The following is a 25,277-nucleotide window of genomic DNA, read 5'->3' on the forward strand; positions in this document are numbered from 1 at the left end:
CAAGCACCCGGGGGCGCAGGATGACAGGTGGTTCTTAGCCCTTCAGGCCGCCTGAGAAGCCCTGGATGAAGCGCTTCTGCGCGAACAGGAACAGCGCCAGGATGGGAATCATGGACACGATCACGATGGCGAAGATCGAATTCCACTGCGACACCAGCGAGCCGATGTAGTAGTACATGGCCACCGGCAGGGTCTGGTTGGCCGAACCGCCCAGGAAGATCAGTGACGTGAAGAAGTCATTCCACACGATCAGGCCGGCGAAGATGGTGACCGTTCCGGTGGCAGGGGCCATCATGGGGAACACCACCTTGGAGAAGATCTGCGACCTGGTGGCGCCGTCGATCGTTGCCGCTTCCTCAAAGTCCGTACCGAGTCCGCGGAAGAAGTTGGAGTACAGGAAGATGGACAGTGGCAGCAGCATGCCCGTGTAGAGGATGATCAGGCCCCAGGCCGAGCCCGTGAGGCCAAGGGCCCGCGCCCCCATATACAGCGGAACGGCCCCAAGCTGGCCCGGAAGGATGATGGCGACCAGGAAGAGGTAGTAGGCGGCCTTGCTCCAGCGTCGGGTACTGCGGGAGATGACGTAGCCCGTGATGGACCCGAGGGCCACGAGCCCCAGGATGCTGCCGGCGGTGATGATGACGCTGTTGACCAGGCCCATCACTACGTTGGAGTTTCCCTTGGCGGACAGGACTGCGACGAAATTGCTGAAGTCGGGGTGGACAGGCGGGGCCAGGGCCGAAGTGGTGAACAGTTCGCTGGCCGGCTTCAGTGCAGTGGTGACAAGGAAGTAGAAGGGCGCGAGGAACAGCAAGGCGAGCGCCCAGAGGCCGATTTCGCGCAGGAGGGTGAGCTTCGTGTAGCGGAACATTGCTTAGTCCTCAGGGTTGGAGCGCGTCAGCCGCTGCTGGATCACGGCGAAGATCAGGATGATGGCGGCCAGCACCAGTGCCAGGGCGGCACCGCCGCCGAAGTTCCCGAGCGCGAATGCCTGCTTGTAAACCTGGGTGGCCAGTGTTTCCGTAGCCCCGGCTGGTCCGCCGCCGGTGAGCGCCATGATGGGGTCGAAAACGCGCAGCCCCTGGACGATTCCCAGCGTGGTGGCGATCGCGACGGCGGGGCGGATTGCCGGGAGCGTCACGTTGCGGAACCGCTGCCACAGGTTGGCGCCGTCGATGGCCGCCGCTTCTTCCACTTCAACGGGGACGCCGGCAAGGCCGGCCATGAAGATGACCATGGCAAAGCCGGTGGAGGACCAGACCAGCACCACCAGGACAGTCCAGATGGCCCACTGCGGGTCGGCCAGCCACGGCTTGGCCTGGTCGCCTGCGCCGATCGCAATGAGGAAGGCGTTGAGCGGACCGTCGAAGTCGAAGATGTATTTCCAGATGTAGGCCGTAGCCAGCGGGCTGAGCACCACGGGCATGAAAAAGAGGGTCCGGAGGATGTAGCGCGTCTTGATCAAGCGGTTCAGCCCCAAGGCGATGATCAGCCCTGCAATGTTGCCCAGCAGGACCGAGCCGAAGGCGAGGAAAAGGGTATTGGAGAGGGCCCCGAGCTTGGTGGGGTCCTTGAAGATGGCTTCGAAGTTGGCCCAGCCCGTGACCTTGAACGCGCCGATGCCCGTCCAGTTGGTGAAGGCGAAGAAGCCGCCAATGCCGGTGGCCACGTAGTGGATGGCAAATACCAGGGCGATGCCCGGCAGAGCCCACCACCAGTGTCCGAATTCCAGGCCGCGGCCCCGGGAGCGGGTGCCGTTTCCCGCCCCCGGGGTGCGCCTGCCTCGCCGGGGTGCTTCAGCTGCTTCGCTCTTGGGTTGCATCGTCGCAGTCATGGTATTCCTTGCTTGTCCCTTTGAGTCATGTCGGAACGTAGGTGGTGAAGAACGCTTACTGTCCCCAGGCCGCGTCCATGGCCTGCAGCACCTGGTCAGGGGTCTTCTGGCCGGTGATGATGCCCTGCACGCCGGTGGCCAGCGCGTCGTAGACGGCGGAGTTGGGCCACTCAATGTTCGGCAGGGGGCTGTACTTGCCGTTCTTGATCAGGTCGCCAACGTTCTTGTAGGCGCCGCTGGCGAAGTCGTACTTGTCCAGCCCGCTGACGGGGAGGGCGCCATCGATTTCGGCGAAGGCCTTGGTCTGCTCCGGCTGGGCTGCCCAGTCCAGGAATGCCTTGGCGGCGTCCTTGTTCTTGGAGGCTGCGTTGATGGAGAAGGCGTAGTTGGCGCTGGCGTACACGTAGTCCTTGCCCGAGCCCTTTTCCGCCGGAAGTGCGCGCACGGCGAAGTCGGTGCCAGCCGCGGCGGACTGCAGCTGCTTCCAGCTGGGAGCCGGGATGAAGCCTGCCACTGATGTGCCACCGGCAAGGCCCTTGGTAATGGCGTCGAAACCGGCACCGGCAGCGCCCTTCTGGAAGCAGCCGGCGTCCTTGAGGGTGTTGACCGCTTCCAGGGCGGACTTCCAGCCATCGGATCCGGCGAAGGTCACTTCCTTGGCGGCGCGCTTTTCATTCCATTTGGGGTCTTCCGCGTAAACGCGCGTGGCTGCCAGGGACATGGCCATCAGGCCAGTGTTGGGCGGGGCCGCGCCGGCGATGGCAAAGAGCGACTTGCCGGATGCGTCCAAAGACTTGCACTGGTCTTCCAAAGCTGCGAAGTCCGCGGGGAACTCACCGGCGGCCTTGACCGCGGCCTCATTGGTGACAAGGGCAGCCACCGTAATTTCGGTTGCCTGGCCGTAGACCTTGCCATCTTTTCCGAAGGTGCTGTCGCTTCCGGCCGGGAGCAGCTTCTTGGCTGCGTCGTCCAACGGCTCCAGGAAACCGGCTTCAGCGAGCGGCAGGATGCTGCGCCCCTGGCCTGCACCAGGGGAGGTGACCACGACGTCGGAGGCGTTGCCCGCCTGGAGCTGCGTCCGGAGGGTCTGGTCATAGGAGTCGTTAGGCTGCGGGTTGAACGTAATCTTTACGTCCGGGTGCGCCTTCATGTAGTCCTCGCCCAGCTTCTGAAACGGGCTTTCGATCGTGTTGGAGGTGGCGAAGGAGAGCGAAAACTCCTTGCTGCCCGACGAGCTGGCGCTTTCAGCAGGAGAGGAGCAGCCGGTGAGGGCCAGGGCAGCCAGGGTGGGGACGGCGAGGGCGCCGGCAACCTTCAGGCCCAGGGAGCGTCGGTGCTGTGTCATGTTCAGCCTTTCAGACTTCGTTGTCGAAGAACATCCGGGAGCGGTGATCCCGGTCACTCATCAGTATGAAGGAGATGTGCAGGAAAAGCACATAAGTCTTTGCTATGACAGACATAAGTTTGACGGGGGTCTGCGTAACCGTGCGGGGTCGAGAGACGGCGGCAGCATTAGTAGCGGTAATAGGGACCGGTAGCTGCATTGATTCCGCTAATAAACTGTGGTGACGTGCTTCACGACCGAAAGACCCATCAGTGACCAACTACGCCCCGCTCGCGCGGCTTGACCTGAACCTGCTGATCTCGCTGGATGCGCTGATTACCGAACGCAGTGTCACCAGGGCGGCGGAGCGCCTCCATTTAAGCCAGCCGGCCCTGAGCGCGTCGCTGGCACGGCTCCGCACCCATTTCGGCGACCCCATCCTGGCCCGCCGCGGCAATGCCTATGAGCTGACGCCTTTCGCGCTCCGGCTGGCCGAACACACCACGGCTGCCCTGGAGGCTGCGCGCCGCGTTTTCGAGAGCCAGGCGTCGTGGGAGCCGGGGGAATCAGAACGCGAATTCGCCATCTACGGCTCCGACTACGGGTTCAGCACCATTGGACGGGTGGTCTCCGGGCTGGCCGCCCAGCGCGCGCCTGGGGTCCGTTTCCGGTTCATGCTGCACAACCCGCTGGTAGTGGAGGACGCCACAAACCGCCTGCGCGCAGTGGACGGGATGGTGATACCGCACGGCTTCCTGAGCGGCCTCCCCTACCAGGACTTGTGGCGGGACGGCTGGATGGCCGTTGTTTCCTCGTTCAATGAGGCAGTGGGCGAACGCATCACCATGGAAAACGTTGCCGAACTTCCGTGGGTGATGACTTTCCAGTCGCGGTCCGCTTTCACGTCGGCGCAGCGCCAAATCCAGCAACTCGGCATTGAACCGCGCGTCGAAGTTGCCGTTGAAAGCTTCCTGTCCCTTCCCCACTTCGTGCTGGGCACGCAGCGGATAGGGCTTATCCAGGCCGCCCTCGCGCCCATTGCCCTGCAGTTGGACGGCATAAGGGTCCTGCCGCTGCCCTTCGACGCGACGCCCTTGGTCAATGCCCTGTGGTGGCACCCCAGCCACGACCGGGACTCCGAGCACGAGTGGATGAGGGCCCTCTTCAAGGAGGCAGCCGGCATTGTTGCAGCGTCAACAGCCAAAGACGCGCAGTAAGCAACCGACCCGGCCAGGCAGTGCCCGGCCGGGCTCCTTTTCCGTCCAGGGGATCAGGCGGAAGCCGGCACCGAACGCATGCTCTTCCGGATAAGGTCATGCTGCTTGCGGACCAGCAGCAGTGGATCCACCTCACCCAGTTCCGCAAAAGCGTGGCCCTCCCACTCACTGGACCAATAGCCGCGGTAACCACCCTCGACGAACACTCGCACCAGCTCCGGATAGTCGATTGCCGGCTCATTGCCGTGCTGGTCGATGTCGTAGAACTTGGCGTGGACGTGCAGGATCTGGGGCATGATGTCCGCCCACTCCGTCGGACTGACATGGCCTTGCATGTTGAAGGCCAGATGCGCGAAGGAACCAAGGCGTGCCGGATCGAAGTCACGGGCCCGCAGGTACCTGATGAACTCCTCCTGCCGGGCCCGCATGGGCGCGTCGGTTCCCCAGATGACCTGCAATGTCCGGACAGCTTCGTCGTCCAGCCCGGCCCGGCGGACGGCGCGCAGAAGCGTCGGAGACATGCTGTGCATGGTGGAAGAGAAGTCCGCCACGAACCCCAGCAGCGGCGAATCGAGCTCCGCGTAGACGTCACGGACCTTCAGGATTTCCGGGGAATTGGGCCCGAGGGGCGCGTGGATCTCGTAGGCCAGTTTGAGCTCCAGCTTCTCCGCCAGCGGCAGGAGGCGGCGCAGCAGGTCCGGCTTGGCGCTTTGGATGCGGACCAGCGGGAAGCCGAGTTTCTTGGCGCCATGGAAGAGGGTCTCGGTGAACTCATATTCCTCATCCGGAGTCATGTCGCGGTCGCGGCGCCGGCCCATGTCCAGGTTGGCGCCGAAGGAGCTGGCGGTGAAGCCGTGCTTATCGAAGGCCTCCTGCCAGGACCGGGTGAACTCCTCCGTCACGTTCGGATAGTCGGGAAGCACCTGGGAGGCCACGATCTCGATGCCTGGACCGATGCCCAGTTCCGCCACGCGGTTCAGCAGGCCGTCGAAGTCATACCAGCCGGCGCGGAACTCGGCGCTTGCCGAATACAAGGTCAGGCCCAGGGAGAACGGGTCTGCGTCAGCTTTGGGCGGCGGAGGCGTGACGGCAGCAGTCAATGCCGGCGCGGGCACCGGCTGGTCCGTGACCGTGAGCTCCAGTGTCTGGTTGACGAAGTTGGGGACGTACATGCCCGGACCGCCGTCCTGGCCGGGTGCAATCTGCATGTACGGCAGGCGCAGTTCACCAATGAGCTGGACAGTGTGGCGCTCACCGAGGGCAGCGGGCTGGTCACGGCGGACGATGAGCAGCGGATGCTCCTGGAGGTACCACAAGGTTTCGCTCTGCGCCGGCAGGTCTTCCAGCGCGTACCGGGTACCGGCCAGCTCAAAGGAAAGCTGCCCGCTGCCAATCTCCTGGCCGTCGAGGGTGAGCCGCACGCTGGAAACCGAGGAAAGCCACAGGCTCCGGTACCACGGCAGCGTCAGGGCCAGGGCGAGTCCGTCCGGGTGGGTCCGGAGGCTGGATTCGTCAAGAAGTCCGTTGGGCATGGTGATTCTCTCTACTGGGAGGGGGATGGGTCAGGCGAGTTTGGACGTGATGCGCCGGATCAGGGCGTGCTGGCGCCGCACCTGCTCAATGGCCCGCCAGGGGGTGCGATCGCCTTCGTACTCGCTGGAGAGATAGCCGGTGTAGCCGGAGTCCTTGAGCGCCTTCAACACCGGAAGCCAGGGGATCTGCTGGTCCTCCAGCTGCTCGTCGATGTCGTGGAACTTGGCCTGGATGAACACCACATACTGGGCAATGTCCGCAAAGTCGGCGGGGTCGACGCCGATACCGTCCAGGAAGGCGGGGCGGGTCTCGCGGGTTTCCCCTTCCCGCAGCGGGATGGGCCGGTCCTGGAAGATCCCGGTATCGATGAGCAGCCCAAAGTTCTTGGTTCCGGTCCGTTCGATCAGGCTGATGTAGTCGTCCACGACGGGGTGCTTGATGGGCGTGGGTGAGTGGATTTCGGGGCAGATGATGATTCCCAGGTCGTGCGCCAGGCCGAGGGAGCGTTCCACGGACTCGGTCCAGATGGGGTCCGGGACCAGGTCGCTGGACACCACGCCGATCTTGGGGCGCACAAAGCCGAAGCCAAGCCGGTGGGCAAGGCGCAGGTCGCGCTGCAGCGCCTCGGCGCCCTCCGCAACGGTCATCCTCCGTCCCGGGTGCAGCCGGGTGTCGATCCAGGATCCGTAGTTGGTGGGCTCCAGGGAGTATTTCTCGAGCAGGCTGAACCAGTTGTCGATCCAGGCGGCGGATGGTTCCGGATAGCTGGGGATGTGCCCCTCGCCCAGGATTTCGACGCCGGTGGCACCGATGTCTGCCACGTGGGCCAACGCGGTTTCCAGGTCCAGGACGGTGCCGTAGTCACCCATGTAGCTGTAGAGGGAGACGCCGTAGCGAAATGTTCCCTCGGCGCCTTCGGGAGCCAGCGTGACCTTGCGGCTGACGCGGTGGATCGTGGGCTGGTGCTCCTCCGGGATATAGGACATCCGCAGCCGCAGCTCGATGGTGAGTTCGTGGACTCCCTGCGGCAGGCCCCCGTCGAGCGGAACGGTGATCAGCGCAGCTTCCTCCAGCGGCCAACGGACGCCGTCGCTCTCCCGGAGCTGCTGCAGGGTGTAGGTGCGCCCGCCGAGAGTCCACAACGGGATGTCGGGTCCGACGTCGACCAGCCCGTCCACACGGACGGCCACCCCGTCGATCAGGGACGCAGCCATGCCGCGGTATGAGGGCATCCGGACACGGAACTGGAAGCCGGTGACGCGCCCGCTCTCGGTGACATTGCGGAAGCCGGTGGATTGGATGAGGTCTCTCTCGAGAAGCATCGTTGCTTCCTCTCTGTAGGGGCAAAGCGATCGTAGCAATCATTATGTCTATTTCCAACTAAAGTATGTAGACTTCCGTCTAAACTTCCGCTGATAAAGAGAAACGAGGCAGCAGTGGCCGAGAAGTTGAAGGCACTCATCCTGTCCGGGCACATGACACGGGAACACGACAACGAATTCCGCAGTTTCCGGGCCCACAACCAGTGGCTCACCAGCATCCTTGAGGACACCGGCCGGTTCCACGTCCGTGTGGTGGAGGACCCTCGGGGGCTGGGCGCAAACGTCATCGACAAGTACGACGTGGTCCTGGTGGTGTTCGAGGGCCGGAACGGCTACCACGAGAAGGCAGTGGGTTTCGGTGCGGAGACCGACGCCGCCCTGCTGAAGTTCGTCCGCGAGGACGGGAAGGGCATCGTATGGTTTCACGGTTCAGCCGTCCAGGAGGACGACTGGGGCTACCCCGAGGAGTACAACGTCATGCGGGGCGCCAAGCTCAGCGTGCCCACCGGGCTTCGGCCGCGGCCGTGGGGTGAGGCCCTGCTGCAGACCGCGGAGCCGCGGCACCCGATCACCGAGGGCATTAGCGATACTTGGACCGTGACCGGTGATGACATCCTGACCGGAGTGCAAATGTACGACGGCGCGGAGGTGCTCCTCTCAGTGTTCGACGACGTCGAGTCGTACAAGAGCGCACCGGTTTGGCCCATGCCGCATTACCCAGTGGACATCCCGGACGGGGACTTGGGCAGGCTTCCCGGCATCAACACGCAGCAGCCCCTCGCGTGGATCAACAACTACGGGGAAGGCCGCAGCTTCACGATCACCATCGGGCACGACATCGACACGTTCCGGCGGATCGAGTTCATCCGGATGTTCCCCCGCGGTGTGGAGTGGGCCGCCATGGGCAAGGTGACGCTCGAAGGACCGGACCGCCGCGGCGAGCGCCGGTTCCTGCCGTGGCCGTACTACAACCACGAGGGGTGAGGGGAGTCCCCTAGCCCTCTTCGGCCACCACCCCGTGCAGCTCGGCGCGCGTGGGCGGGTTGGCGCCAGGCCTGGACACCGTGACCGCCGCCGCGCGGGCAGCGTGCTCCAGGAGCTCGGCCAGGGCCTCGACGGGGATTTCCCGGAGGTCCTGCCGGTTCTGCGCCCCGTCCAGTTCGCGGTCCACCAGGCCGGACAGCAGCGCCGCCATGAACGAGTCGCCCGCGCCTACCGTGTCGGCCACCTCCACTGTGGGCGCGGGTACGGAGGCTTCACCGGCCCGGCAGGCGCCCCACGGGCCGTCCGCGCCGCGGGTGACCACCACCAGCGCCGGCCCTTCCTCACCGCCCATGGCCAGCCATTTGCGTGCCGAATCCAGCACGTCCTGCCCGGGGTAGAGCCAGGCGAGGTCCTCGTCGGAGGCCTTGACCACGTCGGAGAGCGCCACGAACTTCTCGGCTTGCCGCCGCGCATAATCCACGTCCGTGATGATGCTGGGCCGGCAGTTGGGGTCGAAGCTGACGGTGGCGGACGGGTGGGCGTATTCGACGGCGGCCAGCACCTCGGTGGCGCCAGGCGCCAGCATCGTGGCGATGGAGCCGGTGTGCAGCAGGGTGGTGCCCTGCAGCATGAAGCCGATCCGGTCCGTGAGGCCGGGAAGTTCCCAGGCGAGGTCGAAGGTGTAGGTGGCGGCGCCGTCGTCGTCAATCAGTGCGGTGGCCACGCTCGTGGGCAGTTCATCCGGCGGAACCGGCAGCATCACGGAACTGGACCGCAGGTGCGCGGCAACGGCGTCCCCGTAGGCGTCGCGACCGTAGCGGCCGATGAACTGCACGGGGTGGTCAAGCCGGGCCAGGCCCACCGCGACGTTGAGCGGGCTGCCGCCCACATGGGCCTCGATCCCGGAGGCGCGCTGGACAACGTCGACAAGGCCTTCGCCAATTACTGTGAGCATGGTCATACTCTGCCAGAAACAGGCCCGCGCCAGCAGTTCGTGTCAGCGCAGCAGCCGTCCCACCAGCTCCCGGCACGTCACATATGCTTCGGCGGTGATGTCGATCAGGGAGAAATGGTCGCCCGGAACCAGGACCAGCTCCGCCGGCACGCCACCTGCGCGGCTGGCGTCCACGTACGTGGTGGACATGCTGGGCGGCACGTCCTCGTCGTCCTCGGCATGGACGGCGTAGACCGGAACGTCCAGCGGCAGCGCGGCCATGGGGTCGGCGCAGCGGTACCGTTCGGGGAATTCCGACGACGGGCCGCCCAGCAGGTTGGCCACCGCGCCATTGCTGAGGTTCAGGCGTTCGGCCTCGGCCAGGTTAAGGACGCCGGACTGGCTCACCACCCCGGTGGGGCGGACGCCGTCGTCAAGGTCCTGGAGCTCCCCGGCCAGCTCACCCAACCGGCCCCGCCCTGCCGCCCAGACCGCCAGGTGGCCGCCGGCAGAGTGCCCCAGCGCCACCACTTTGCCCAGGTCCAGCGCGTGCGGTTCCGCGAGCGCGGCGAGCTTATCGATGCCCGCGAGGATGTCCCGGAACGTGCCCGGCCAGCCCCCGCCGTTGCCCGCCCGGCGGTACTCCAGGTTCCAGGCAGCCATGCCGTGTTCCGCCAGGTCTCCCGCCAGCGGCTCGCCCAGCTCTGCACCGTACGTGGAGCGCCAATAGCCGCCGTGGATCACCACCACGACGCCGTGGTGCGTGGCTCCGGCTGGAACGTCCGGCAGGAACAGTTCGCCCCACTGGCTGGGGTCGGGGCCGTAGTCATAGCGGTGGCGTTGCGTCACAGTGGCCCACTTTATCGGCCGGACCGGCGAAGATGCCCCGGACTTTCGGGGTCAGGGCGCCGAAAACTGGGCCAGTTTGCGCGGGACGTAGCCTTCTTGTCCGTCCGGCGTTTAGCTGGGGGCATGTGTGGGCACGCTTCCTCTTATGGATAAGCCTGAAGTGACCACCCAGGATTCGACGGTTGAGGAATGGACGCGCGCGCTGGCGGAGTCCACGGGGTCGCCCGGCGGCGGGGCAGGCACGGGCCTGATGCTGGCGGTGGCGGCGTCGCTGACCTCGATGGTCGCCGGCTACAGCGAAGACAGCGGCAGGGACGACGGCGGGGGGCCGCGCCGGATCCGGGACCGCGCCCGGGCGCTGCGCCGGGAAGCCCTGCGACTGGCTGATGACGATGCGTCCGCCTCCAAAGCGTTCGGGGCGGCGTTCCGCCTTGAGCCGGGGCCGGAGCGGGATGAAGCCATCCGCAACGCCTCCCTGGATGCCGCCGCCTCCTCCGCGGTCCTGGGCGAACGCGCCATCGAGGCCATTGACGACCTCGCCTGGCTCGCAACCAACGGCAACCGTGCGCTGGTTGCAGACGTCGTCGTCGCCTTCGGCGCCCTCCGTGCCGCGGTGGCAGGTGCACGCACCAATGTCAGCTTCGACCTCGGGTCGCTCCGCTCGGCCGGAACCAGCCTGGAGCAGGTCCGGGAGCAGCAGCCGGAGCTGTGGGCCGCCGTCGAAAAACTCAACGCGGCCATGGACCGCATCGACACCCTGGCCGCAGACATCGACCACCGCGCTGCCCCGACGGACGCCGCCTGACCTGTGCCGGGCACTGGGGGCCACGTTCCCTGTTAGTCCAGCCGCTTGGACTCTGCCTCTGACCTGCGCCTATGGTGGATAGCACTGATTGCACCTAAGCCTGGGGGAGGCGTACTAAGTGAAGTCAAAACTCAGCGCTTGGGCCTTCCTTCGCCCCCTGCTGATCGCCGTGGCCGCCGCTGCCTCGTGGGTGGCCCTGTCCGCCACGGGCGCGTCGGCCGACTCATCCACCTCCGGCGACCCACTCCTGGAAGCTGCCGGATCCACGTGGAGCTCAGTCAGCAGCACCGCCACCCATCAGGCCGGGGACGTCCTGGAACCGGCGGCAGCAGAACCGGGCACCGGTGTGGACGACCAGCTGGTGCAGACTGTTCCGGCGGCCAACACCGCCGTGCCGGCAGGAACGGTGGCGGCAGTGGTGGACCCCTCCGTGGACACCGTTGACGCCGCGGACCGCATCGTCGGCGGGACAGTGGGGACCGCTGTTCCCGTTGCCGGCGCAGTCCTCGAACCCCTTCAGCCTGTCCTTGACCCGGTCATCAACGCTGTCCCCCTGCCCGCGGTCACCCCGGCAGCTCCCCCGGCGGCGGCGCCTGCCCTTCCTGCCGGCATCCCGCTGCCGGGTGGGGACCCGCCTTCCCGGGCGGCCGAACCGCAGCCGGCGAATGCCGGCCCCGAAATCGTCGCCCCTTCCCCCAGCCACCGCATGCCCAACACCGGCTTTGCCTGCGACCCGCGGCTGAGGCCTGGAGCCGCAACGGCCCTGGCCCCAGGGGCGGGCCCGGGCGACGCCCCGTCCCGCACGCCGTCGGACCCGTCGCCTGCCGTGCCCGGTGCCGCTGGCGGAAGCAACCCATCCGGTGGCAATGACCCCGCGGCGCCTGCTTGGATCTGCCCGCATCGATTCCCTGCTGCAGTGGCTGGCACCGCCGCCCAAGGCCGTTTGCTCGCTCCCCCCGCACCGGTGTCCTTCGACCCCGGTTCTTCTCCTGACTAGTTGAGGCCCTTACCCGCGTCCCTTGATCGCGGGATACGAGCCGATTCCCGGGCTGCACAGCCGGCCCAAACCAACTTTCAGGAGAACTTCCCATGATGCATCGCAACATCCGTACGTGCCTGCTCGGTACCGCTTTCGCAGGCGGCCTCTTGGTCTTGGGTGGTGCCGCCGCCAACGCAGCTGACGGCGGGCCGGGAGGCGCCGGCGTCGATACCGGGAAGCTGGCAGTGGGCCTGTTGTTCCTGGCCTTCGGGGTACTGCTGACGCTGTTCCTTCGCCGGAAACGGCCTTGAGCCGGTCCTGGAGTAGCGTGGGGTCACATCCACGAACAGGAGGGCTGCGCATGGCACGGGTCTTCATCACCGGATCCACCGACGGCCTGGGCCGGGCGGCCGCGGCGTCGCTCCTGCGGGACGGGCACGAGGTGATCGTGCACGCACGGTCTTCCCGGCGGATCCCCGCCGTGCAACACCTGCTGGACCAGGGTGCGCAGTGCCTCATCGGGGACCTCGCGCTGCTGGAGGAGCTCCGTCAGATCGCAGACGAGGCCAACGGGATCGGCGGTATCGACGCGGTCATCCACAACGCGGGAATCCTGGACGGCCCGGCCCTGCTGCCGGTCAACGTCGTCGCCCCGTACCTGCTGACCGCCCTCATCCCCGGGCCGCGCCGGCTGCATCTACCTGAGCAGCGGCATGCACCGCGGCGGGGACACCGGCCTGGACGGCCTGGACTGGTCAGGACGGACGACGACGGCCTCCTACTCCACCACGAAGCTGCACGTCACTGCCCTGTCGGCAGCGGTGGCCCGGCTGGTGCCGCACGTCGCCAGCAACGCCGTCGACCCCGGCTGGGTGCCCACGAGGATGGGCGGCCGGTCAGCACCGGACAACCTGGAACTGGGCCACCGCACGCAGGAGTGGCTGGCCACCAGCGACGACCCGGCCGCGCTGGCCAGCGGCGGCTATTGGTACCACCAGCACCGGCAAAAGCCGCACCCGGCAGCCACCGACCCAAGGTTCCAGGATGCACTGCTGGCGCAGCTCGCGGAGCACACAGGCGTGACGCTGGACGGGCTGGGCTAACGCGGTCAGGCGACAGTCGCCGCGAATTCCCTGATGGTGATTCCGGAGAAGGTCGCGGGACCGCCGTCTGTGTAGAAGGAGATTCCGGTGTCGCCGTCGGCAAAATGCACCTGCTGTGAGAGCACGGTATGCCCGCCGTTGACGAACACTTCCACGCTTTGCATGTCCACGAAGATGCGCAGGTGCACCGACCGGGCAGCCGGATCAATGGGAGCCGCGGCCTGTGTGTGCGGCACCAGCGAGTACCCGGCCAGGTCCGAGGGGGCCCGGTCCACATACAGGTCGGCTCCGTACTTGCCGATGTTCGTGTGCCGCGACCCGTCCGCGGAGCGGCCCACGGACACCCCCACGTTGGCGGCTGCGTCCCAGGAGATATCAAGCTCCAGCTCGTAGGCCCGGCCACTCCACGGCAGGACGGCGCTTCCATCCACTGTCCGGTCGGGGAGCACCGTGGTGGAGGTGGCATACCCGGCGAGCGCGGCAACCGGAGTGCTCAGGAGGCTGTACCAGCCGCCTGGCTGGCGTTCCAGCCGCAGCTCCCGGACGATCGAGTTCTGCCCGTTGTACCCGTCGGTGGCGTCGGTGGGCACATCGCGGGCAGCGTACTTCCAGTTGTTCATCCAGGCCACCGCATACCGCCGCGTGTCCGGGTCCTCCGGCGAGGGCCACGTCACCGCCGCGTACCAGTCCCAGCCCCAGTCCAGCCACTGCGGGTTGTCCACGTCGTCGGCGAGGAACTGGCCGCCGTCCCACGTCCCCGTCCAGTAGGCGTAGGTCATGGGCAGCCCAATGCTGTAGGCATCCATGCTGGCGCCAAGCACCCAGTGCCGCGTCCCGTCGCCGGCTGTCATCTCGAAGAGGTCGGGGCACTCGATGCCCCCCAGCGCGTGGTTCGGATAGTCGAAATTGCGCTGCAGTTGCCAGTCCCGCAGGTTGGCAGACGTGTAGAAGGCGGCATACCGGGCACGTCCGATGACGCACACCCACTCGTTGCGGGCCGCATCCCAGTGGATCTTCGGGTCGCGGAACCACTCCGCGTTGTCGATCTCCGCCTGCGTGGTGGCAGCCCGCCCGTCAGTATTGGGAATCACCGGAGCCGGCAGGGCGGTGAAAGTGTATCCGCCGTCGGTTGACCAGTAAAGATACTGCTCCTGGTACTTGCGGATCCCGTCCGTGGGCTGGGTGGCGAGCGCGATGATGGCACCCGCGCCGAAGCCCGCGCAATTGGCGGTGTCCACCACTGCCGATCCGGACCAGACGGGAAAGGCCGGCTGCAGCGGCAACGCGACGCCCTGGTGGCTGAAGGCCACTCCGTCCGTGGTGGTGGCGTGGTCCCAGCCGCCCTGCCCGTTGTTGGTGCTGGAGTGCAGGTAGTACAGGTGGTGGGCGCCACCAACGTACACCGGGCGCTGCGGATCGCAGAGCCAGCCCGACGGTGGCGTCATATGGAAGTGCGCACGCAGGGAATTCTGCGCTTTGGCAGGGGCGGGGCGCCTGGTGGCGCTGCCGAGCAGGGCGAGGGCTCCTGCTCCGGTGCCCTGCAGGACATGGCGGCGGGATACGGCATGGGTCATCATCGACTTCCTCTCATGGGATGGCGTCATCGCCGGGCGCCCGGGATCGGCGGAACCCTCTCTGGTCCCGCGGAATCCTTCTGTTGATTAAGCGCTTAAGCAGGAGAAGATACCCGGGGCCTGCCGGACCGGTCAAGCTTTTCAGCAAAATGGGAACCTCCCGGCCGCAACTGAAAAATATCTTTGCTAAAACGCTTGATCACCAGGCTTTTCCGCGCTACCTTCGTGGTGATCAAACGCTTTAGCAGAAAGACATCAACGCCGATGAGCTATCCAGTCTTCTTCCAGCCCGCCGATGCCTGGGTGGGCGACCTGATCCCCTTCCAGAAAGACGGGGAGTTCCAGCTGTTCTACCTCCACGAGGTCCGCGGCGAGCCCAAACCGGGCACCGCGTGGAACCTGGTCACCACCAAGGACCTCATCCAGTTCCAGGACCATGGCGTGGCCCTCCCCCACGGAACCACCGAGGATCCGGATTTCAACTGCTACACCGGCAGCATCGTCACCGACGAGTCCGGCATCCACCACCTCTTCTACACCGGCCAAAATCCCGCCCGCCTGGGGGCGGACGGGCTGCCGTTGCAGTTGGTCATGCACGCCACCAGCACGGACGGCATGGGCACCTGGACCAAACACCCGGAACTCACCTTCGGTGCCCCGGACGGATACGAGTCGGCGGACTGGCGGGACCCCTTCGTCTTCCGCGACGAGGACGCCGGCCTGTGGCGCATGCTCCTGGCCGCCCGGCACTCGGAAGGCCCGGAAAGGCGCCGCGGCGTGATCGCGCAATGCGTCTCCACCGACCTCATGGCATGGACGCACACGGAGCCCTTCTGGGATCCCCGCCGCTACATCACCCACGAATGCCCGGATGTCTTCCAGTGGGGTGGCTGGTGGTACATGGTCTATTCCGAATTCTCCGAAACCTTCACCACCCGGTACCGCATGGCCAAGAGTCCCACGGGCCCCTGGACGGTCCCCGTCCTGGACAGCATCGACGGGCGCGCTTTCTACGCCTCAAAGACCGCGGAGCGGGACGGCCGCCGCTTCTTCTTCGGCTGGATTGCCAGCAAGGAAGGGAATTCCGACGACGGCGCCTGGCAGTGGGCGGGCACCATGGCCGTTTTGGAGGCGCGGCAGAACGCCGACGGGACGTTGGCGTTCGGCTTTGCTGACGAGCTGGTGGACAGCTTCTGGGACGGGGTGCCCCTGAAGGTGGGCGGCCAGCCCCTCTCCGAAAGCCTGCCCCTCCGGCTGGACGTCCCGGACGGGTACACGGCCGTCGTCCCGGACGACGACATGCCCACGCAGTTCTACGCCCGGGCAGTGCTGGACATCGAGCCCGGCACCACCGAATGCGGGATGCTGCTGCGCGCCACCCCGGACGGTGACCACTCCTACATCGTCCGGCTCGAACCGAAGCGTGGCCGCATGGTCTTCGACCGATGGCCCCGCGCCGTCACCGGTGACGCCCAGTGGCATGTCTCCGGAGACGTCCCGTTCGCCGTCGAGCTCGAACGCCCCTGCCACCTGCCTCCGGGCCCCCACACGCTGGAAGTGGTGGTCGACGGGGACCTGTGCGTCGCCGTCGTGGACCGCCAGGTGGCCCTCAGCACCCGGATCTATGACCTTCCCACCGGCGGAATAGGCGTCTTCGCCGGCGAAGGCTCAGTCACTATCACCGATTTCGAAGTACGCAAGCGCACCGACAACTGAATACCACCTTTCCGATCCACCCGACCCACCCAAAGATCCGCTCCAATCAAGGGAGATTGCCGCTATGAAAAACCTGTTCCGCGCTGCCGCCGTCGCAGCTGTTGCCGCCCTTGCCCTCACCGGCTGCGGGGGCGGAGGCTCCACCAATTCCTCCAACGTGGCCCCCACCGGCGAGATCAAGCCCCGGGAGATCTCCTGGCTGCTGTCGCGGCCCGCCGACGGCGCCGTCATCAACATCATGAAGAAGCTGGCCGACGACTACGCCAAGGACCACCCGGGCTTCGCGCTGAACCTGATCACCACCCCGGACCGGCCCTCCTACATCCAGAAGCTCGAGACCCTTGCCGCCGCCAATAAGCTGCCCGAACTGTTCGACACCGACGCAACGCCGTTCGCGCAGCAGCTGGCCAAGCAGGGCAAGATGCTCGACGCCGAAAAGCTCCTGAAGACGCTGGGAATCTACGACAAATACCGCCCCGGCGCCCTGGACTACCAGCGCTTCGACGACGGTTCGCTGTACATGGTGCCGTTCCAGTACGAGCTCGAATACATCTGGTACAACAAGGCCCTGTTCGCCAAGGCCGGCGTGTCAGTGCCGAAGTCGCTCGACGACATCCCGGCCATGTGCACCGCCCTGCGCAGCGCCGGCGTCACGCCCATCGCCATCGATGGCCAGGACCAGTGGCCGCTGGAACGGTACGTCGCCTACCAGCCGTTCCGCGCGGCCGGCCCGGAGTTTGTGCAGAAACTGAAGAAGGGCGAAGCCAAGTTCGCGGACGCCGCGGGCCAGAAAACCGTCAACTGGATGGCGGAACTGGGCAAGGCCAAGTGCTTCCAGGACGGCTTCTCCGCCCAGGGCTACTCCGACGCGCAGAACCAGTTCACGTCCGGACAGGCGGCCATGTACAACATCGGCACGTGGGAGCTGTCCAGCCTGGCCACCGACAAGCTGAACCCCGCCGTCCGCAACGACGTCGACTTCTTCACCCTGCCCACCACCGCCGGATCGGTGACGGCGGCGAACGAGTTCGTCTCGCCGTCGGGCATCGGCATGGCCGTGAACGCCAAGACCTACGACCCGCTGGTGAGCGACTTCCTAAAGTTCGCCCTGGAGAAGTACCCCGCTGAATACGCGGCCACCGGCGCCCTTTCCCCCACCACCGACGTCGAGACTACCGTCCCGGCCAATGCCACCCCGCTGTACCGGAAGGCCCTGGACCAGGCCAAGGACCTCGGCTCCAAGCAGGCCATGCCGTGGGACACCCAGCTGGACCCCACCACCAACACCCGGCTGCAGCAGGAGCTCGTCCTCCTGGTGCAGGGCGAGATCACGCCCCAGCAGTTCACCGAAACGATGGACAACACCATCGCCCAGAACGCCCCGAAGTTCTTCAAGTAACCAGCAACCACCGCGGCGGGGGATCCCAGCGCTCCCCCGCCCGAAAGGCCCCGCCATGCAACCCACCCGGATGCTTCCCAACAGATCGAGGACCTCCGTCCTGGTCTTCCTGCTCCCGCCGCTGCTGCTCTACGGCGCAGCGGTCCTGTTCCCCATCCTCCAGTCCCTGTTCCTGAGCTTCTTTTCGTGGAACGGCATCAGCGACATGGAGTTCGTGGGCCTGGCCAACTACCTCCGGATGTTCACCGGTGACGACATCTTCTGGCGGGCCTTCGCGAACGCCCTGGTCTACCTGGCCATCTGCCTGGTCCTGCAGCTCGGCGGCGCCCTGGTGGTGGCCAGCCTCCTCACCTCGCTCCGCCGGGGCCGGGAACTGGTCAAGACCCTCTACCTGCTGCCGGCCGTGATCTCCACGGTGGCCATCGCCTTCCTGTTCGTGCGGATCTACTCGCTGGAGCCGGTGGGCCTGCTCAACCAGCTGTTCGCGTGGGTTGGCCTGGGCAGCCTGGAACGCCCCTGGCTCTCGGACGTGAACACGGTGCTGGCCGCCGTCTCGGCACCTGAAGGCTGGCGCTTCACCGGGCTCTACATGCTCATCATCTATGCGGCGCTGCTCGCGGTGCCCAAGGAACTGGAGGAGGCGGCGGTCCTGGATGGCGCCTCCCGGTGGACCCTGTTCACCAAGATCCGCTTCCCCTATATCCGCCCGGTCTGGATCACCACCACCATCATGGCCACCACCTACGGCCTGCGGGGCTTCGACATCCCCTACCTGATGACCAACGGCGGCCCGGGACAGTCCTCCGAGCTGCTCACCACCTACATGTACAAGACGGCATTCACCAGCACGGACTTCGGTTACGCGAGCACCATCTCGGTGTTCATCGTGGTCGAGTGCCTCGTGGCCGTCGGCCTCATCCTGTTCCTGCTCAAGCGGAAGGCAGACGCATGACCATCCAGGCAGCTCCGCCCACCCGGCCATCCGCCGCCGTACCGTCCAGGCCGGCTCCCCGGCGCCGCAAGCGCCGCCCGGACCTGTTCCACACCTTGTCCCGCGTGCTGGTCATGCTGATCGTGATCGTGCAGGTGTACCCGCTCGCGTGGCTGTTCCTCACCAGCCTGCGCAGCGAGCACGACTTCGCCACCGGGGACCCGTTCGCCCTGCCCGGCTCACTGACGTGGGAGAACTACGCCAGGGCGTTTGAGACCGGCAACCTGGGACAGAACATCCTCAACAGCTTCGTGGTGACCATGGGCGCGAACGTCCTGATCGTCCTGCTGGGCATGATGGCCGCCTACGCCATCCAGGTGCTGGGCTTCCGGTTCAGCAAACTGGTCCGTGGGCTGTTCCTGATCGGCATCATCGTGCCGGTCCAGATCGCCCTGGTCCCGCTGTTCATCGACTACTCGAAGGTGGACCTGCTGGACACCTACCAGTCGATGATCATCCCGCTGGCCGGGTTCTCCCTGCCCATGTCCGTGTACCTGTTCTCCTCTTTCTATGAGTACATCCCCAAGGAAACGTACGAGGCCGCGTCCCTGGACGGGGCGGGACCGTACCGGATCTTCGGGCTGATCACGCTGCCGCTGTCCCTGAACACGGTGGTCACCGTGGTGCTGGTCAACAGCATCTTCATCTGGAACGACTTCATCTTCGCCAACACCTTTGTCCTGTCCGAGGAGCTGAAGACCATCCCCTTGGGCCTGCAGAACTACATCGGCGCCATGGGCAAGGTGGACTGGACGGCCACGTTCGCCGCCGTGTGCGTCACCATCACCCCGCTGCTGCTGGTGTTCCTGGTGCTCAACAAGGCCATGATCCAGGGCCTTGAAAGCGGGGCGACCAAGGGATGACACGCCGGCCGCTGGATATACTCCTGAAGGAGGGCAGATGAGTTCAAAGGAGAATGCCGCGGATCAGTCCGCGGCCGGGCCGGGCAGCCCCTCGCCGAAAGCGCCGGAGCGGGCCCATCCGGTGACCCTCCGCGAAGTGGCGGAAGCCGCCGGAGTGTCAACGGCCACTGTGTCCCTGGTGGTCAACAAGAAGAAGGACGCCCGGATCGCGGAGGAAACCCGCCAGCGGGTCAAGGACGCCATCCGTGCCCTGGGCTACCGGCCCAACGCGATGGCGAAGACCCTGGTCAGCGGAACCTCGAAGTTCATTGGGCTGGTGGCCGACGGCGTCGCCACCACCCCTTTCGCCGGCCAGATTATCCACGGCGCCCAGGATGAAGCGTGGAAGCACGGCTACGCGCTCCTGATCGCCAACACCGAGGGGAACAGCGAGCTGGAGCGGGACGCCATCAGCATGATGCTGGAGTACAAGGTGCGGGGGATCCTGTACTCCACGTGGTTCCACCGCCAGACCGATGTCCCCGCACCGCTGCGGGAAGCGGACTTTGTGCTGGTGAACTGCTTCTCCGGCGAGCAGGGGGCACGCGCGGTGGTCCCGGACGAGGTCCAGGGCGGCCGCTCCGCCACGGAAATCCTCCTGGCCCACGGCCACCGGCGGATCGCCTTCATCAACGCCACCATTCCGGCCCCGGCCAAGGACGGGCGGCTGCAGGGGTACCGGGAGGCGCTGGAGAATGCGGGCATCCCGTTCGACCCGGACCTGGTGATGGAGGCTTATCCGGACCAGGAGGGCGGCTACCTGGCTACCGCCGGGTTGCTGAAGCGCGGAGCCTCCGCGGTGTACTGCTACAACGACCGGATGGCGATGGGCCTGTACGACGGCCTCCGCGAGCGCGGCCTGTCCATCCCGGACGATATGGCGGTGGTGGGCTTCGACAACCAGGAGGTCATCGCCGCGCACCTCCGCCCGCCGCTGTCCACGGTGGCATTGCCGCACTACGAACTGGGGGCCGCGGGCGTGCGGATGCTGCTGGGGATCGACGCCGCCGCCGACGGGCCGGCCCGCATCCACTGCCCGCCGGTGGAACGGGCCTCAGTGCAGGTCCGGGCGCACGCTTAGGCTCATCCGCTGCTAGGACGTGCGGAGGTGGCGTTCGACGTCGGCCGCTTCCGGGTATGCCGCCTGGGTGCCTTTGCGGGTGGTCGCCATCGCCGCGGCCACGGAAGCGAACGCCGCGGCATCGGCGAGCGCATCACCGGCGGCCAGCCGCACGGCCACCGCTCCGGTGAAGGCATCCCCGGCGCCGGTGGTGTCCACTGCGGAAACCGTGGTGGGCTGGACGAAGGTGACGCGGCTTTCCGCGGGGGCCTGCGAGTCCAGCACCACGGAACCCTTCGAGCCCAAGGTCACCACAACCTGCTCGATGCCGCGCCCAGCAAACCGCTCCCGCACGGCATCCCAGTTGTCGGCGGGCGCGTCGGCCCCCGGAACCGAAGAACCCAGGAACAGCGCGGCCTCGTGGGCGTTCACCAGCAGGACGTCGGTCAACCCGGCCAGCCCTGAGGGAATCTCCGCATACGGCGAGAGGTTCAGCAAAACCTGCGCGCCGGCGTCATGCCCTGCCTGCGCCGCGGCCAGCACCGTCTCCGTGCCGACTTCCAGGCAGAGGCTCACCACGGCGGCGGCCTCCAGCACATCGGCGGCCTCCGCGACGTCCTTCGGGGACAGCGTCCCGTTGGCACCGGCGGAAATGATGATGTTGTTCTCACCGCCGGCGTCGACGGCGATCACGGCAACACCGGTGGGCTCGCTGGAGGTCCGCACATGCCCTACGTCCACGCCCGCGCCGGCCACGGACGCCAGGAGCATGTCGCCGTGGGGATCATCGCCCACGGCACCCACCAGGCTCACGTGCCCGCCCAGCCGGCCCGCAGCCACGGCCTGGTTGGCGCTCTTGCCGCCGGGGTTCACGGCGAACCCGTTGCCGTGCACCGTCTCGCCCGGCTGCGGAAGGCGTTCGCAGTAGATCGTCAGGTCGGCATTGAGGGAGCCGACGACGACGATCCGGCCTGTGCTGGCGTGAGAAGTGCTGCCGGAAGCCGCGGCACTCATGCGTCCACCTCAGCTTCAACGGGCTTGGGGATCAGCAGCGACGCGGCGAACGCGGCGACGGTCAGGGCAAGGCCGACGAGCACGACGGTGAGGTACGAGGCCTTCGCGTCGCCGAGTGAGGTTGTCGCCACCAGCACGGCGGGCAGGATGAGGAAGCTCAGGCCCGCGCCCAGGTTGAAGGCGCCGGCGTTCATGCCGGGCAGGAAGCCGGGGTTGCCGGCGGGCGAGAGGACAACGCCGAGTCCGTTGAGCATGATGTTGACCGTACCGGCGTACATGATGCCCAGCAAGACCGTGCCGGCGACCATCATCGGCAGGCTGTCCAGGCCCAGGAACGCGACGACGGCGAGCGCGGCGATGCTGCCCAGCAGGCCGATGCGCAGCACCTTGGTGTAGCCGAGGAGGGGCGCCAGCTTTCCGCTGAGCGGACCAACCACCCAGCCAAGCAGGGCGTACGGGGTGAGGATGATCAGCGACATCTCGGTGGGGCCGACGCCGAAGCCGGGAGCGGCGGCCTGCACGTAGGCGGGGACAATGCCGTTGATCACGGCGAAGATGCCGGTCATGGTCAGCGTGGTGGTGAGCAGCGGCGCCCAGGTGGAACGCTGGCGCAGGTGCAGGGTTTCCACCATGGGCTGGGCGGCACGCTGTTCGGTGCGCCAGAAGGCGAAGAACGCCACGGCTGAAACGAGCACCAGCACCAGGCTAAGGAGCAGCACGCCTGGGTTAAATCCGGCAACGAGCTTGGCGCCCTCGTTCAGGGCGGTCAGCAGTGCGCCGACGGCCACGACGATGAAGAACACGCCCGGCCAGTCCATCCGTGTACCGGCGGCCGGCCTGCTCTCGGCGGCGAGGAACAGGATGAGGGCGGTGGCCGCGACGGCCAGGACCACCATGAGCCAGAAGATGCTGCGGAAGCCGAAGTGCTCGGCGAAGTAGCCGCCCACAAACGAATCGACGCCGGCCACACCGCCGTTGACAGCGGTGATGAGGCCCATCAGGGTGCCGTACTTGCGGGGGTTGCTGACGGCGGAGCGCAGCATGATCAGGCAGAGCGGGACGGTGGGGCCGCTCACGCCCTGGATGATGCGGCCCACGAAGAGCCAGGTGACGTCCGGCGCAACGGCGGCGATGACGGAGCCGACGGCCATCAGCAGCATCATGCCCACCAAGACCTTTCTGCGGCCCACGATGTCGCTGAGCCGGGGCAGGAACAGGGAGAACAGTGCGGCGGCGGTGAAGAACCAGGTCTGGGAGAGGCCAATGACGGCCTGGTCGGTCCTGAGTTCCTCACCCATGGTCACCAGGGCGGGGCTGAGCATGGAGGCGTTGAGCTGGAAGGCCACGCAGGCCGCCAGCAGCGCCGTCATGAGGGCGGCGGTGTTGCCGCGGCCGGTCTTGGTTTCAGCCAGGGTTGCGGTCGTCATCTACTTGACCCCTCCTGCGGTGAGCCGGGCACCTTCGTTAAGCTCGACGTCGGACGCGTTGCCTTTGTTGTTCATGTCGCCGGTGCCCGGTTCGCCGATGCGTACCAGCGCGTCGGTGACCAGCTCCCAGAACCGTGCCTGGTCCAGGTCCACGGCCACGCTGGTGTGGCAGTCGGCCGGCGCCGGGGCGCGGAAGTCGGCGACGGTCATGCCCAGGGTGAGGCTGCCCTGGAGTTCGATATTGACCGGCACCTTGCGGGTGCTGACGATGCCGGGGTCGATGACGTAGGCGACGGCGCAGGGGTCGTGGACGGGCGGGTAGTCGAAGCCCTGGGCGTCCTTGTAGGTGTGGGCGAAGAAGTCCATCAACTCGGTGACGAATTTAGCCGGCGTGGTGCCGATGGCGGCGATCTTTTCCACGACGTCCGGGGTGGCCAGCGCCTGGTGCGTGAGGTCCAGGCCCACCATCACCACGGGCCACTTCTCGTTGAAGACGATGTGCGCGGCCTCGGGGTCGATGATGATGTTGAACTCGGCCACGGCGCTCCAGTTGCCCACGTGGTAGCCGCCGCCCATGAGGACCACTTCCTTGACGCGGTCCACGATGCGCGGTTCCTTGCGGGCGGCCATGGCGATGTTGGTCAGGCCGGCGGTGGGGACGAGGGTGACGGTGCCGGGTTCGTGCGCCATGACGGTGTCGATGATGAGGTCGACCGCGTGGCGCGGGTCCAGTTCGATTTTCGACGGCGGGAGTTCCGGGCCGTCCATGCCGCTGTCGCCGTGGATGTCCGGCGCGGTTTCGATGCTGCGGACGAGGGGGCGGGGGCAACCGGCGGCGAAGGGGACGCCGGTGACGCCGGCGATGGTGCCGACGGCCAGGGCGTTGCGGGTGACTTTTTCGAGGGTCTGGTTGCCCACCACCGTAGTGACGGCCAGCAGTTCGATGTTGGGGTTGCCGTGTGCCAGCAGGAGGGCCACGGCGTCATCATGGCCGGGGTCGCAGTCCAGGATGATCTTCCGGGGTTCTTGCTGGTTCGCTTGGGGATTGGGTTCCACGATGGTGCTCCACGTCATTGGGGCCTGCCCGGGAGGCAGGGGTTCAGTATTCCGGGAGTGATCATGGCAGGGTTTCGTGCGTTACGTCAAACGCTTAACGTTGGCTTGGTGTTGCCGCACGTCAAACGCTTGATGCCCTGCCGCTCCTGGAGAGCCGTGCGGCGACTAGGATCGAAGTATGGATTCCGGGGAACAGGTGCAGCAGCGGGCCCGGCCCCGCCGGATCACGGCAGCCATGGTGGCCGCCCGGGCAGGGGTTTCGGTGGCCACGGTGTCCCTGGTGGCCAACGGCAAGACTGCGGGCCGCGTGTCCGAGGACAACATCTCCCGGGTGCGGGAGGCCATCGCCGAACTCGGCTACGTGGTGGACGGCATCGGCAGTTCGCTGGCCAAAGGCGTCAGTTCGATCGTGATCCTGGTGGCGCCGGACATTTCCAACCCCTTCTTCGCCAAGGTGATCGGCGGGGTACGGGAATCGTTGGGGCCGAACTACCAGCTGTTACTGTCTGTCACGGATTCCGGCGAGTTCCCCAAGGCCGACGACGTCCGGAAGCTGATGTCCCTTCGACCGGCGGGGCTGCTGGTTGACGCGCCGAACGCCGGATTCCTGGCGGACCTGTCCGTTGCAGGCCCGCTCGTCCTGCTGGACGCGCCCGGCCTGGAAAAGTACGCGCCGGCGGTGAACCTGGACGTTGCGCACGGCGCCCGGGAGCTGGCGGCGCACCTGGCCGGAGCGGGCCACGAACGCGTGGCGTACCTGGACAGCGTGACCGGGACGGCTACGTTCACCATCCGCCGCGATGCGTTCCTTGCCGAGGCCGCCGCGCGGGGAATGGCGGTGGACCCGGACCACATTCCGGCCACCACCATCGACGTCGGCGCCGCCGCGGCTGCCTTCGCCGACGCCTGGCCGGACTGGCAGCGCGCGGGGGTGACCGCCGTCGTCTGCGCCACCGACACCCATGCCTACGGTGTGCTGCAGGAAGCGCGCGTGGAGGGGCTCCGCATTCCGCAGCAGCTGGCGGTGGCCGGGTTCGATGACCTGCCGTACTCCGCCACCAGCAGCCCGGGCCTGACGAGTGTGCACCTGCCCGCAGAGCTGCTGGGACTGAAGGCCGGGGAGCAGCTGCGCCGGCTGATGGAGGGGCAGGCTCTGGCGCAGGAGGAACTGACCCTGGAGAGTTCGCTGGTGGTGCGCGGGTCGACGTCGAACGAAACGTAAGGCTTCCTGTCGGACCCCCGCCGTAAGCTTGG

Annotated in this window: 23 protein-coding genes and 1 pseudogene; 13 read left to right on the forward strand and 11 right to left on the reverse strand. The window is 66.7% G+C overall.

Annotated elements, in window-relative coordinates; all coding sequences use genetic code 11:
- Positions 1-34: 34 nt before the first annotated feature.
- From AC2JAJ_RS06940 to AC2JAJ_RS06950, 3 genes are read right to left on the reverse strand one after another with little or no spacing between them, the layout of a single operon-like run.
- Complete coding sequence (locus tag AC2JAJ_RS06940) at positions 35-871, reverse strand: carbohydrate ABC transporter permease (protein ID WP_486416386.1); 837 nt, start codon at positions 869-871, stop codon at positions 35-37.
- Positions 872-874: 3 nt separating this feature from the next.
- A complete protein-coding gene (locus AC2JAJ_RS06945; RefSeq protein WP_486416385.1) occupies positions 875-1,834 on the reverse strand; it encodes a carbohydrate ABC transporter permease in 960 nt (319 codons plus the stop codon).
- Positions 1,835-1,889: 55 nt separating this feature from the next.
- Positions 1,890-3,179 carry an ABC transporter substrate-binding protein gene (locus AC2JAJ_RS06950; protein WP_486416384.1) on the reverse strand — a complete coding sequence of 430 codons (1,290 nt, stop codon included), beginning with the start codon at positions 3,177-3,179 and terminating at the stop codon, positions 1,890-1,892.
- Between the two features lie 251 nt (positions 3,180-3,430).
- On the opposite strand from AC2JAJ_RS06950, the gene AC2JAJ_RS06955 reads away from it, so the two are divergent.
- On the forward strand, positions 3,431-4,375 hold the full coding sequence (locus AC2JAJ_RS06955; protein ID WP_486416383.1) for a LysR family transcriptional regulator: 945 nt from the start codon (positions 3,431-3,433) through the stop codon (positions 4,373-4,375).
- Positions 4,376-4,428: 53 nt separating this feature from the next.
- Here AC2JAJ_RS06955 and AC2JAJ_RS06960 read toward each other — a convergent pair whose 3' ends face one another.
- The gene (locus AC2JAJ_RS06960) at positions 4,429-5,907 is read right to left on the reverse strand and encodes a C-glycoside deglycosidase beta subunit domain-containing protein (RefSeq protein WP_486416382.1); all 1,479 of its coding nucleotides are present in this window, start codon (positions 5,905-5,907) and stop codon (positions 4,429-4,431) included.
- Between the two features lie 30 nt (positions 5,908-5,937).
- Positions 5,938-7,230 carry a C-glycoside deglycosidase beta subunit domain-containing protein gene (locus AC2JAJ_RS06965; protein WP_486416381.1) on the reverse strand — a complete coding sequence of 431 codons (1,293 nt, stop codon included), beginning with the start codon at positions 7,228-7,230 and terminating at the stop codon, positions 5,938-5,940.
- Between the two features lie 114 nt (positions 7,231-7,344).
- On the opposite strand from AC2JAJ_RS06965, the gene AC2JAJ_RS06970 reads away from it, so the two are divergent.
- The gene (locus AC2JAJ_RS06970; protein WP_486416380.1) at positions 7,345-8,214 is read left to right on the forward strand and encodes a ThuA domain-containing protein; all 870 of its coding nucleotides are present in this window, start codon (positions 7,345-7,347) and stop codon (positions 8,212-8,214) included.
- Between the two features lie 10 nt (positions 8,215-8,224).
- Here AC2JAJ_RS06970 and AC2JAJ_RS06975 read toward each other — a convergent pair whose 3' ends face one another.
- Positions 8,225-9,169 carry a carbohydrate kinase family protein gene (locus AC2JAJ_RS06975; protein WP_486416379.1) on the reverse strand — a complete coding sequence of 315 codons (945 nt, stop codon included), beginning with the start codon at positions 9,167-9,169 and terminating at the stop codon, positions 8,225-8,227.
- Between the two features lie 42 nt (positions 9,170-9,211).
- Complete coding sequence (locus AC2JAJ_RS06980; protein ID WP_486416378.1) at positions 9,212-9,997, reverse strand: alpha/beta hydrolase; 786 nt, start codon at positions 9,995-9,997, stop codon at positions 9,212-9,214.
- A 145-nt stretch (positions 9,998-10,142) separates the two neighbouring features.
- On the opposite strand from AC2JAJ_RS06980, the gene AC2JAJ_RS06985 reads away from it, so the two are divergent.
- The 5 genes and pseudogenes from AC2JAJ_RS06985 (at position 10,143) to AC2JAJ_RS07005 (ending at position 12,884) form a co-directional block, all read left to right on the forward strand.
- Positions 10,143-10,802: a cyclodeaminase/cyclohydrolase family protein gene (locus tag AC2JAJ_RS06985; RefSeq protein WP_486416377.1), complete on the forward strand. Its 660-nt coding sequence runs from the start codon at positions 10,143-10,145 to the stop codon at positions 10,800-10,802.
- Positions 10,803-10,920: 118 nt separating this feature from the next.
- Complete coding sequence (locus AC2JAJ_RS06990) at positions 10,921-11,799, forward strand: hypothetical protein (protein WP_486416376.1); 879 nt, start codon at positions 10,921-10,923, stop codon at positions 11,797-11,799.
- Positions 11,800-11,891: 92 nt separating this feature from the next.
- Entirely contained in the window at positions 11,892-12,092 is a 201-nt protein-coding gene (locus AC2JAJ_RS06995) for a hypothetical protein (RefSeq protein ID WP_486416375.1), read from the forward strand.
- A 50-nt stretch (positions 12,093-12,142) separates the two neighbouring features.
- Positions 12,143-12,343, forward strand: a pseudogene (locus AC2JAJ_RS07000) (SDR family NAD(P)-dependent oxidoreductase); the annotation flags it as partial.
- Between the two features lie 151 nt (positions 12,344-12,494).
- Positions 12,495-12,884 (forward strand): Rossmann-fold NAD(P)-binding domain-containing protein, encoded by a 390-nt coding sequence (locus AC2JAJ_RS07005; RefSeq protein WP_501053488.1) that lies wholly within the window; start codon positions 12,495-12,497, stop codon positions 12,882-12,884.
- Between the two features lie 5 nt (positions 12,885-12,889).
- Here AC2JAJ_RS07005 and AC2JAJ_RS07010 read toward each other — a convergent pair whose 3' ends face one another.
- Positions 12,890-14,458: a glycoside hydrolase family 32 protein gene (locus tag AC2JAJ_RS07010; RefSeq protein WP_486416726.1), complete on the reverse strand. Its 1,569-nt coding sequence runs from the start codon at positions 14,456-14,458 to the stop codon at positions 12,890-12,892.
- A gap of 264 nt (positions 14,459-14,722) precedes the next feature.
- On the opposite strand from AC2JAJ_RS07010, the gene AC2JAJ_RS07015 reads away from it, so the two are divergent.
- The 5 genes from AC2JAJ_RS07015 to AC2JAJ_RS07035 all read left to right on the forward strand — a co-directional run bounded on the left by AC2JAJ_RS07015 (position 14,723) and on the right by AC2JAJ_RS07035 (position 20,547).
- Complete coding sequence (locus AC2JAJ_RS07015) at positions 14,723-16,174, forward strand: family 43 glycosylhydrolase (protein WP_486416374.1); 1,452 nt, start codon at positions 14,723-14,725, stop codon at positions 16,172-16,174.
- Positions 16,175-16,238: 64 nt separating this feature from the next.
- Positions 16,239-17,573, forward strand: a complete 1,335-nt coding sequence (locus tag AC2JAJ_RS07020; RefSeq protein WP_501053427.1) for an extracellular solute-binding protein — start codon at positions 16,239-16,241, stop codon at positions 17,571-17,573.
- Positions 17,574-17,643: 70 nt separating this feature from the next.
- A complete protein-coding gene (locus tag AC2JAJ_RS07025) occupies positions 17,644-18,525 on the forward strand; it encodes a carbohydrate ABC transporter permease (protein ID WP_486416725.1) in 882 nt (293 codons plus the stop codon).
- A complete protein-coding gene (locus AC2JAJ_RS07030; RefSeq protein ID WP_486416373.1) occupies positions 18,522-19,427 on the forward strand; it encodes a carbohydrate ABC transporter permease in 906 nt (301 codons plus the stop codon). Before AC2JAJ_RS07025 ends, AC2JAJ_RS07030 begins: the two co-directional genes overlap by 4 nt.
- Positions 19,428-19,464: 37 nt before the next feature.
- Positions 19,465-20,547 carry a LacI family DNA-binding transcriptional regulator gene (locus AC2JAJ_RS07035; protein WP_486416372.1) on the forward strand — a complete coding sequence of 361 codons (1,083 nt, stop codon included), beginning with the start codon at positions 19,465-19,467 and terminating at the stop codon, positions 20,545-20,547.
- A 12-nt stretch (positions 20,548-20,559) separates the two neighbouring features.
- Here AC2JAJ_RS07035 and AC2JAJ_RS07040 read toward each other — a convergent pair whose 3' ends face one another.
- The 3 genes from AC2JAJ_RS07040 to uriH are packed head-to-tail and all read right to left on the reverse strand — an operon-like array spanning position 20,560 to position 24,041.
- Positions 20,560-21,540 carry a ribokinase gene (locus tag AC2JAJ_RS07040; RefSeq protein ID WP_486416371.1) on the reverse strand — a complete coding sequence of 327 codons (981 nt, stop codon included), beginning with the start codon at positions 21,538-21,540 and terminating at the stop codon, positions 20,560-20,562.
- Entirely contained in the window at positions 21,537-22,967 is a 1,431-nt protein-coding gene (gene uriT / locus AC2JAJ_RS07045) for a uridine transporter UriT (protein WP_501053428.1), read from the reverse strand. The genes AC2JAJ_RS07040 and uriT overlap by 4 nt, the downstream gene beginning before the upstream one ends.
- A complete protein-coding gene (gene uriH, locus AC2JAJ_RS07050) occupies positions 22,968-24,041 on the reverse strand; it encodes a uridine-preferring nucleoside hydrolase UriH (RefSeq protein ID WP_486416370.1) in 1,074 nt (357 codons plus the stop codon).
- A gap of 217 nt (positions 24,042-24,258) precedes the next feature.
- Between uriH and AC2JAJ_RS07055 the strand changes: the two genes are divergently transcribed.
- Complete coding sequence (locus AC2JAJ_RS07055; RefSeq protein ID WP_486416724.1) at positions 24,259-25,245, forward strand: LacI family DNA-binding transcriptional regulator; 987 nt, start codon at positions 24,259-24,261, stop codon at positions 25,243-25,245.
- Positions 25,246-25,277 lie beyond the last annotated feature (32 nt).

This window comes from Arthrobacter sp. MOO21, assembly GCF_057369995.2.

Coding starts and splice junctions, on each gene's coding strand:
- AC2JAJ_RS06975 (WP_486416379.1), bottom strand. CDS start 9,169: ATGCTCACAGTAATTGGCGAAGGCCTTGTCGACGTTGTCCAGCGCGCC.
- uriH (WP_486416370.1), bottom strand. CDS start 24,041: ATGACGTGGAGCACCATCGTGGAACCCAATCCCCAAGCGAACCAGCAA.
- AC2JAJ_RS06945 (WP_486416385.1), bottom strand. CDS start 1,834: ATGACTGCGACGATGCAACCCAAGAGCGAAGCAGCTGAAGCACCCCGG.
- AC2JAJ_RS07005 (WP_501053488.1), top strand. CDS start 12,495: ATGCACCGCGGCGGGGACACCGGCCTGGACGGCCTGGACTGGTCAGGA.
- AC2JAJ_RS07020 (WP_501053427.1), top strand. CDS start 16,239: ATGAAAAACCTGTTCCGCGCTGCCGCCGTCGCAGCTGTTGCCGCCCTT.
- AC2JAJ_RS06960 (WP_486416382.1), bottom strand. CDS start 5,907: ATGCCCAACGGACTTCTTGACGAATCCAGCCTCCGGACCCACCCGGAC.
- AC2JAJ_RS06965 (WP_486416381.1), bottom strand. CDS start 7,230: ATGCTTCTCGAGAGAGACCTCATCCAATCCACCGGCTTCCGCAATGTC.
- AC2JAJ_RS06940 (WP_486416386.1), bottom strand. CDS start 871: ATGTTCCGCTACACGAAGCTCACCCTCCTGCGCGAAATCGGCCTCTGG.
- uriT (WP_501053428.1), bottom strand. CDS start 22,967: ATGACGACCGCAACCCTGGCTGAAACCAAGACCGGCCGCGGCAACACC.
- AC2JAJ_RS06950 (WP_486416384.1), bottom strand. CDS start 3,179: ATGACACAGCACCGACGCTCCCTGGGCCTGAAGGTTGCCGGCGCCCTC.
- AC2JAJ_RS07025 (WP_486416725.1), top strand. CDS start 17,644: ATGCTTCCCAACAGATCGAGGACCTCCGTCCTGGTCTTCCTGCTCCCG.
- AC2JAJ_RS07055 (WP_486416724.1), top strand. CDS start 24,259: ATGGTGGCCGCCCGGGCAGGGGTTTCGGTGGCCACGGTGTCCCTGGTG.
- AC2JAJ_RS07010 (WP_486416726.1), bottom strand. CDS start 14,458: ATGACCCATGCCGTATCCCGCCGCCATGTCCTGCAGGGCACCGGAGCA.
- AC2JAJ_RS06985 (WP_486416377.1), top strand. CDS start 10,143: ATGGATAAGCCTGAAGTGACCACCCAGGATTCGACGGTTGAGGAATGG.
- AC2JAJ_RS07030 (WP_486416373.1), top strand. CDS start 18,522: ATGACCATCCAGGCAGCTCCGCCCACCCGGCCATCCGCCGCCGTACCG.
- AC2JAJ_RS06995 (WP_486416375.1), top strand. CDS start 11,892: ATGATGCATCGCAACATCCGTACGTGCCTGCTCGGTACCGCTTTCGCA.
- AC2JAJ_RS07015 (WP_486416374.1), top strand. CDS start 14,723: ATGAGCTATCCAGTCTTCTTCCAGCCCGCCGATGCCTGGGTGGGCGAC.
- AC2JAJ_RS07035 (WP_486416372.1), top strand. CDS start 19,465: ATGAGTTCAAAGGAGAATGCCGCGGATCAGTCCGCGGCCGGGCCGGGC.
- AC2JAJ_RS07040 (WP_486416371.1), bottom strand. CDS start 21,540: ATGAGTGCCGCGGCTTCCGGCAGCACTTCTCACGCCAGCACAGGCCGG.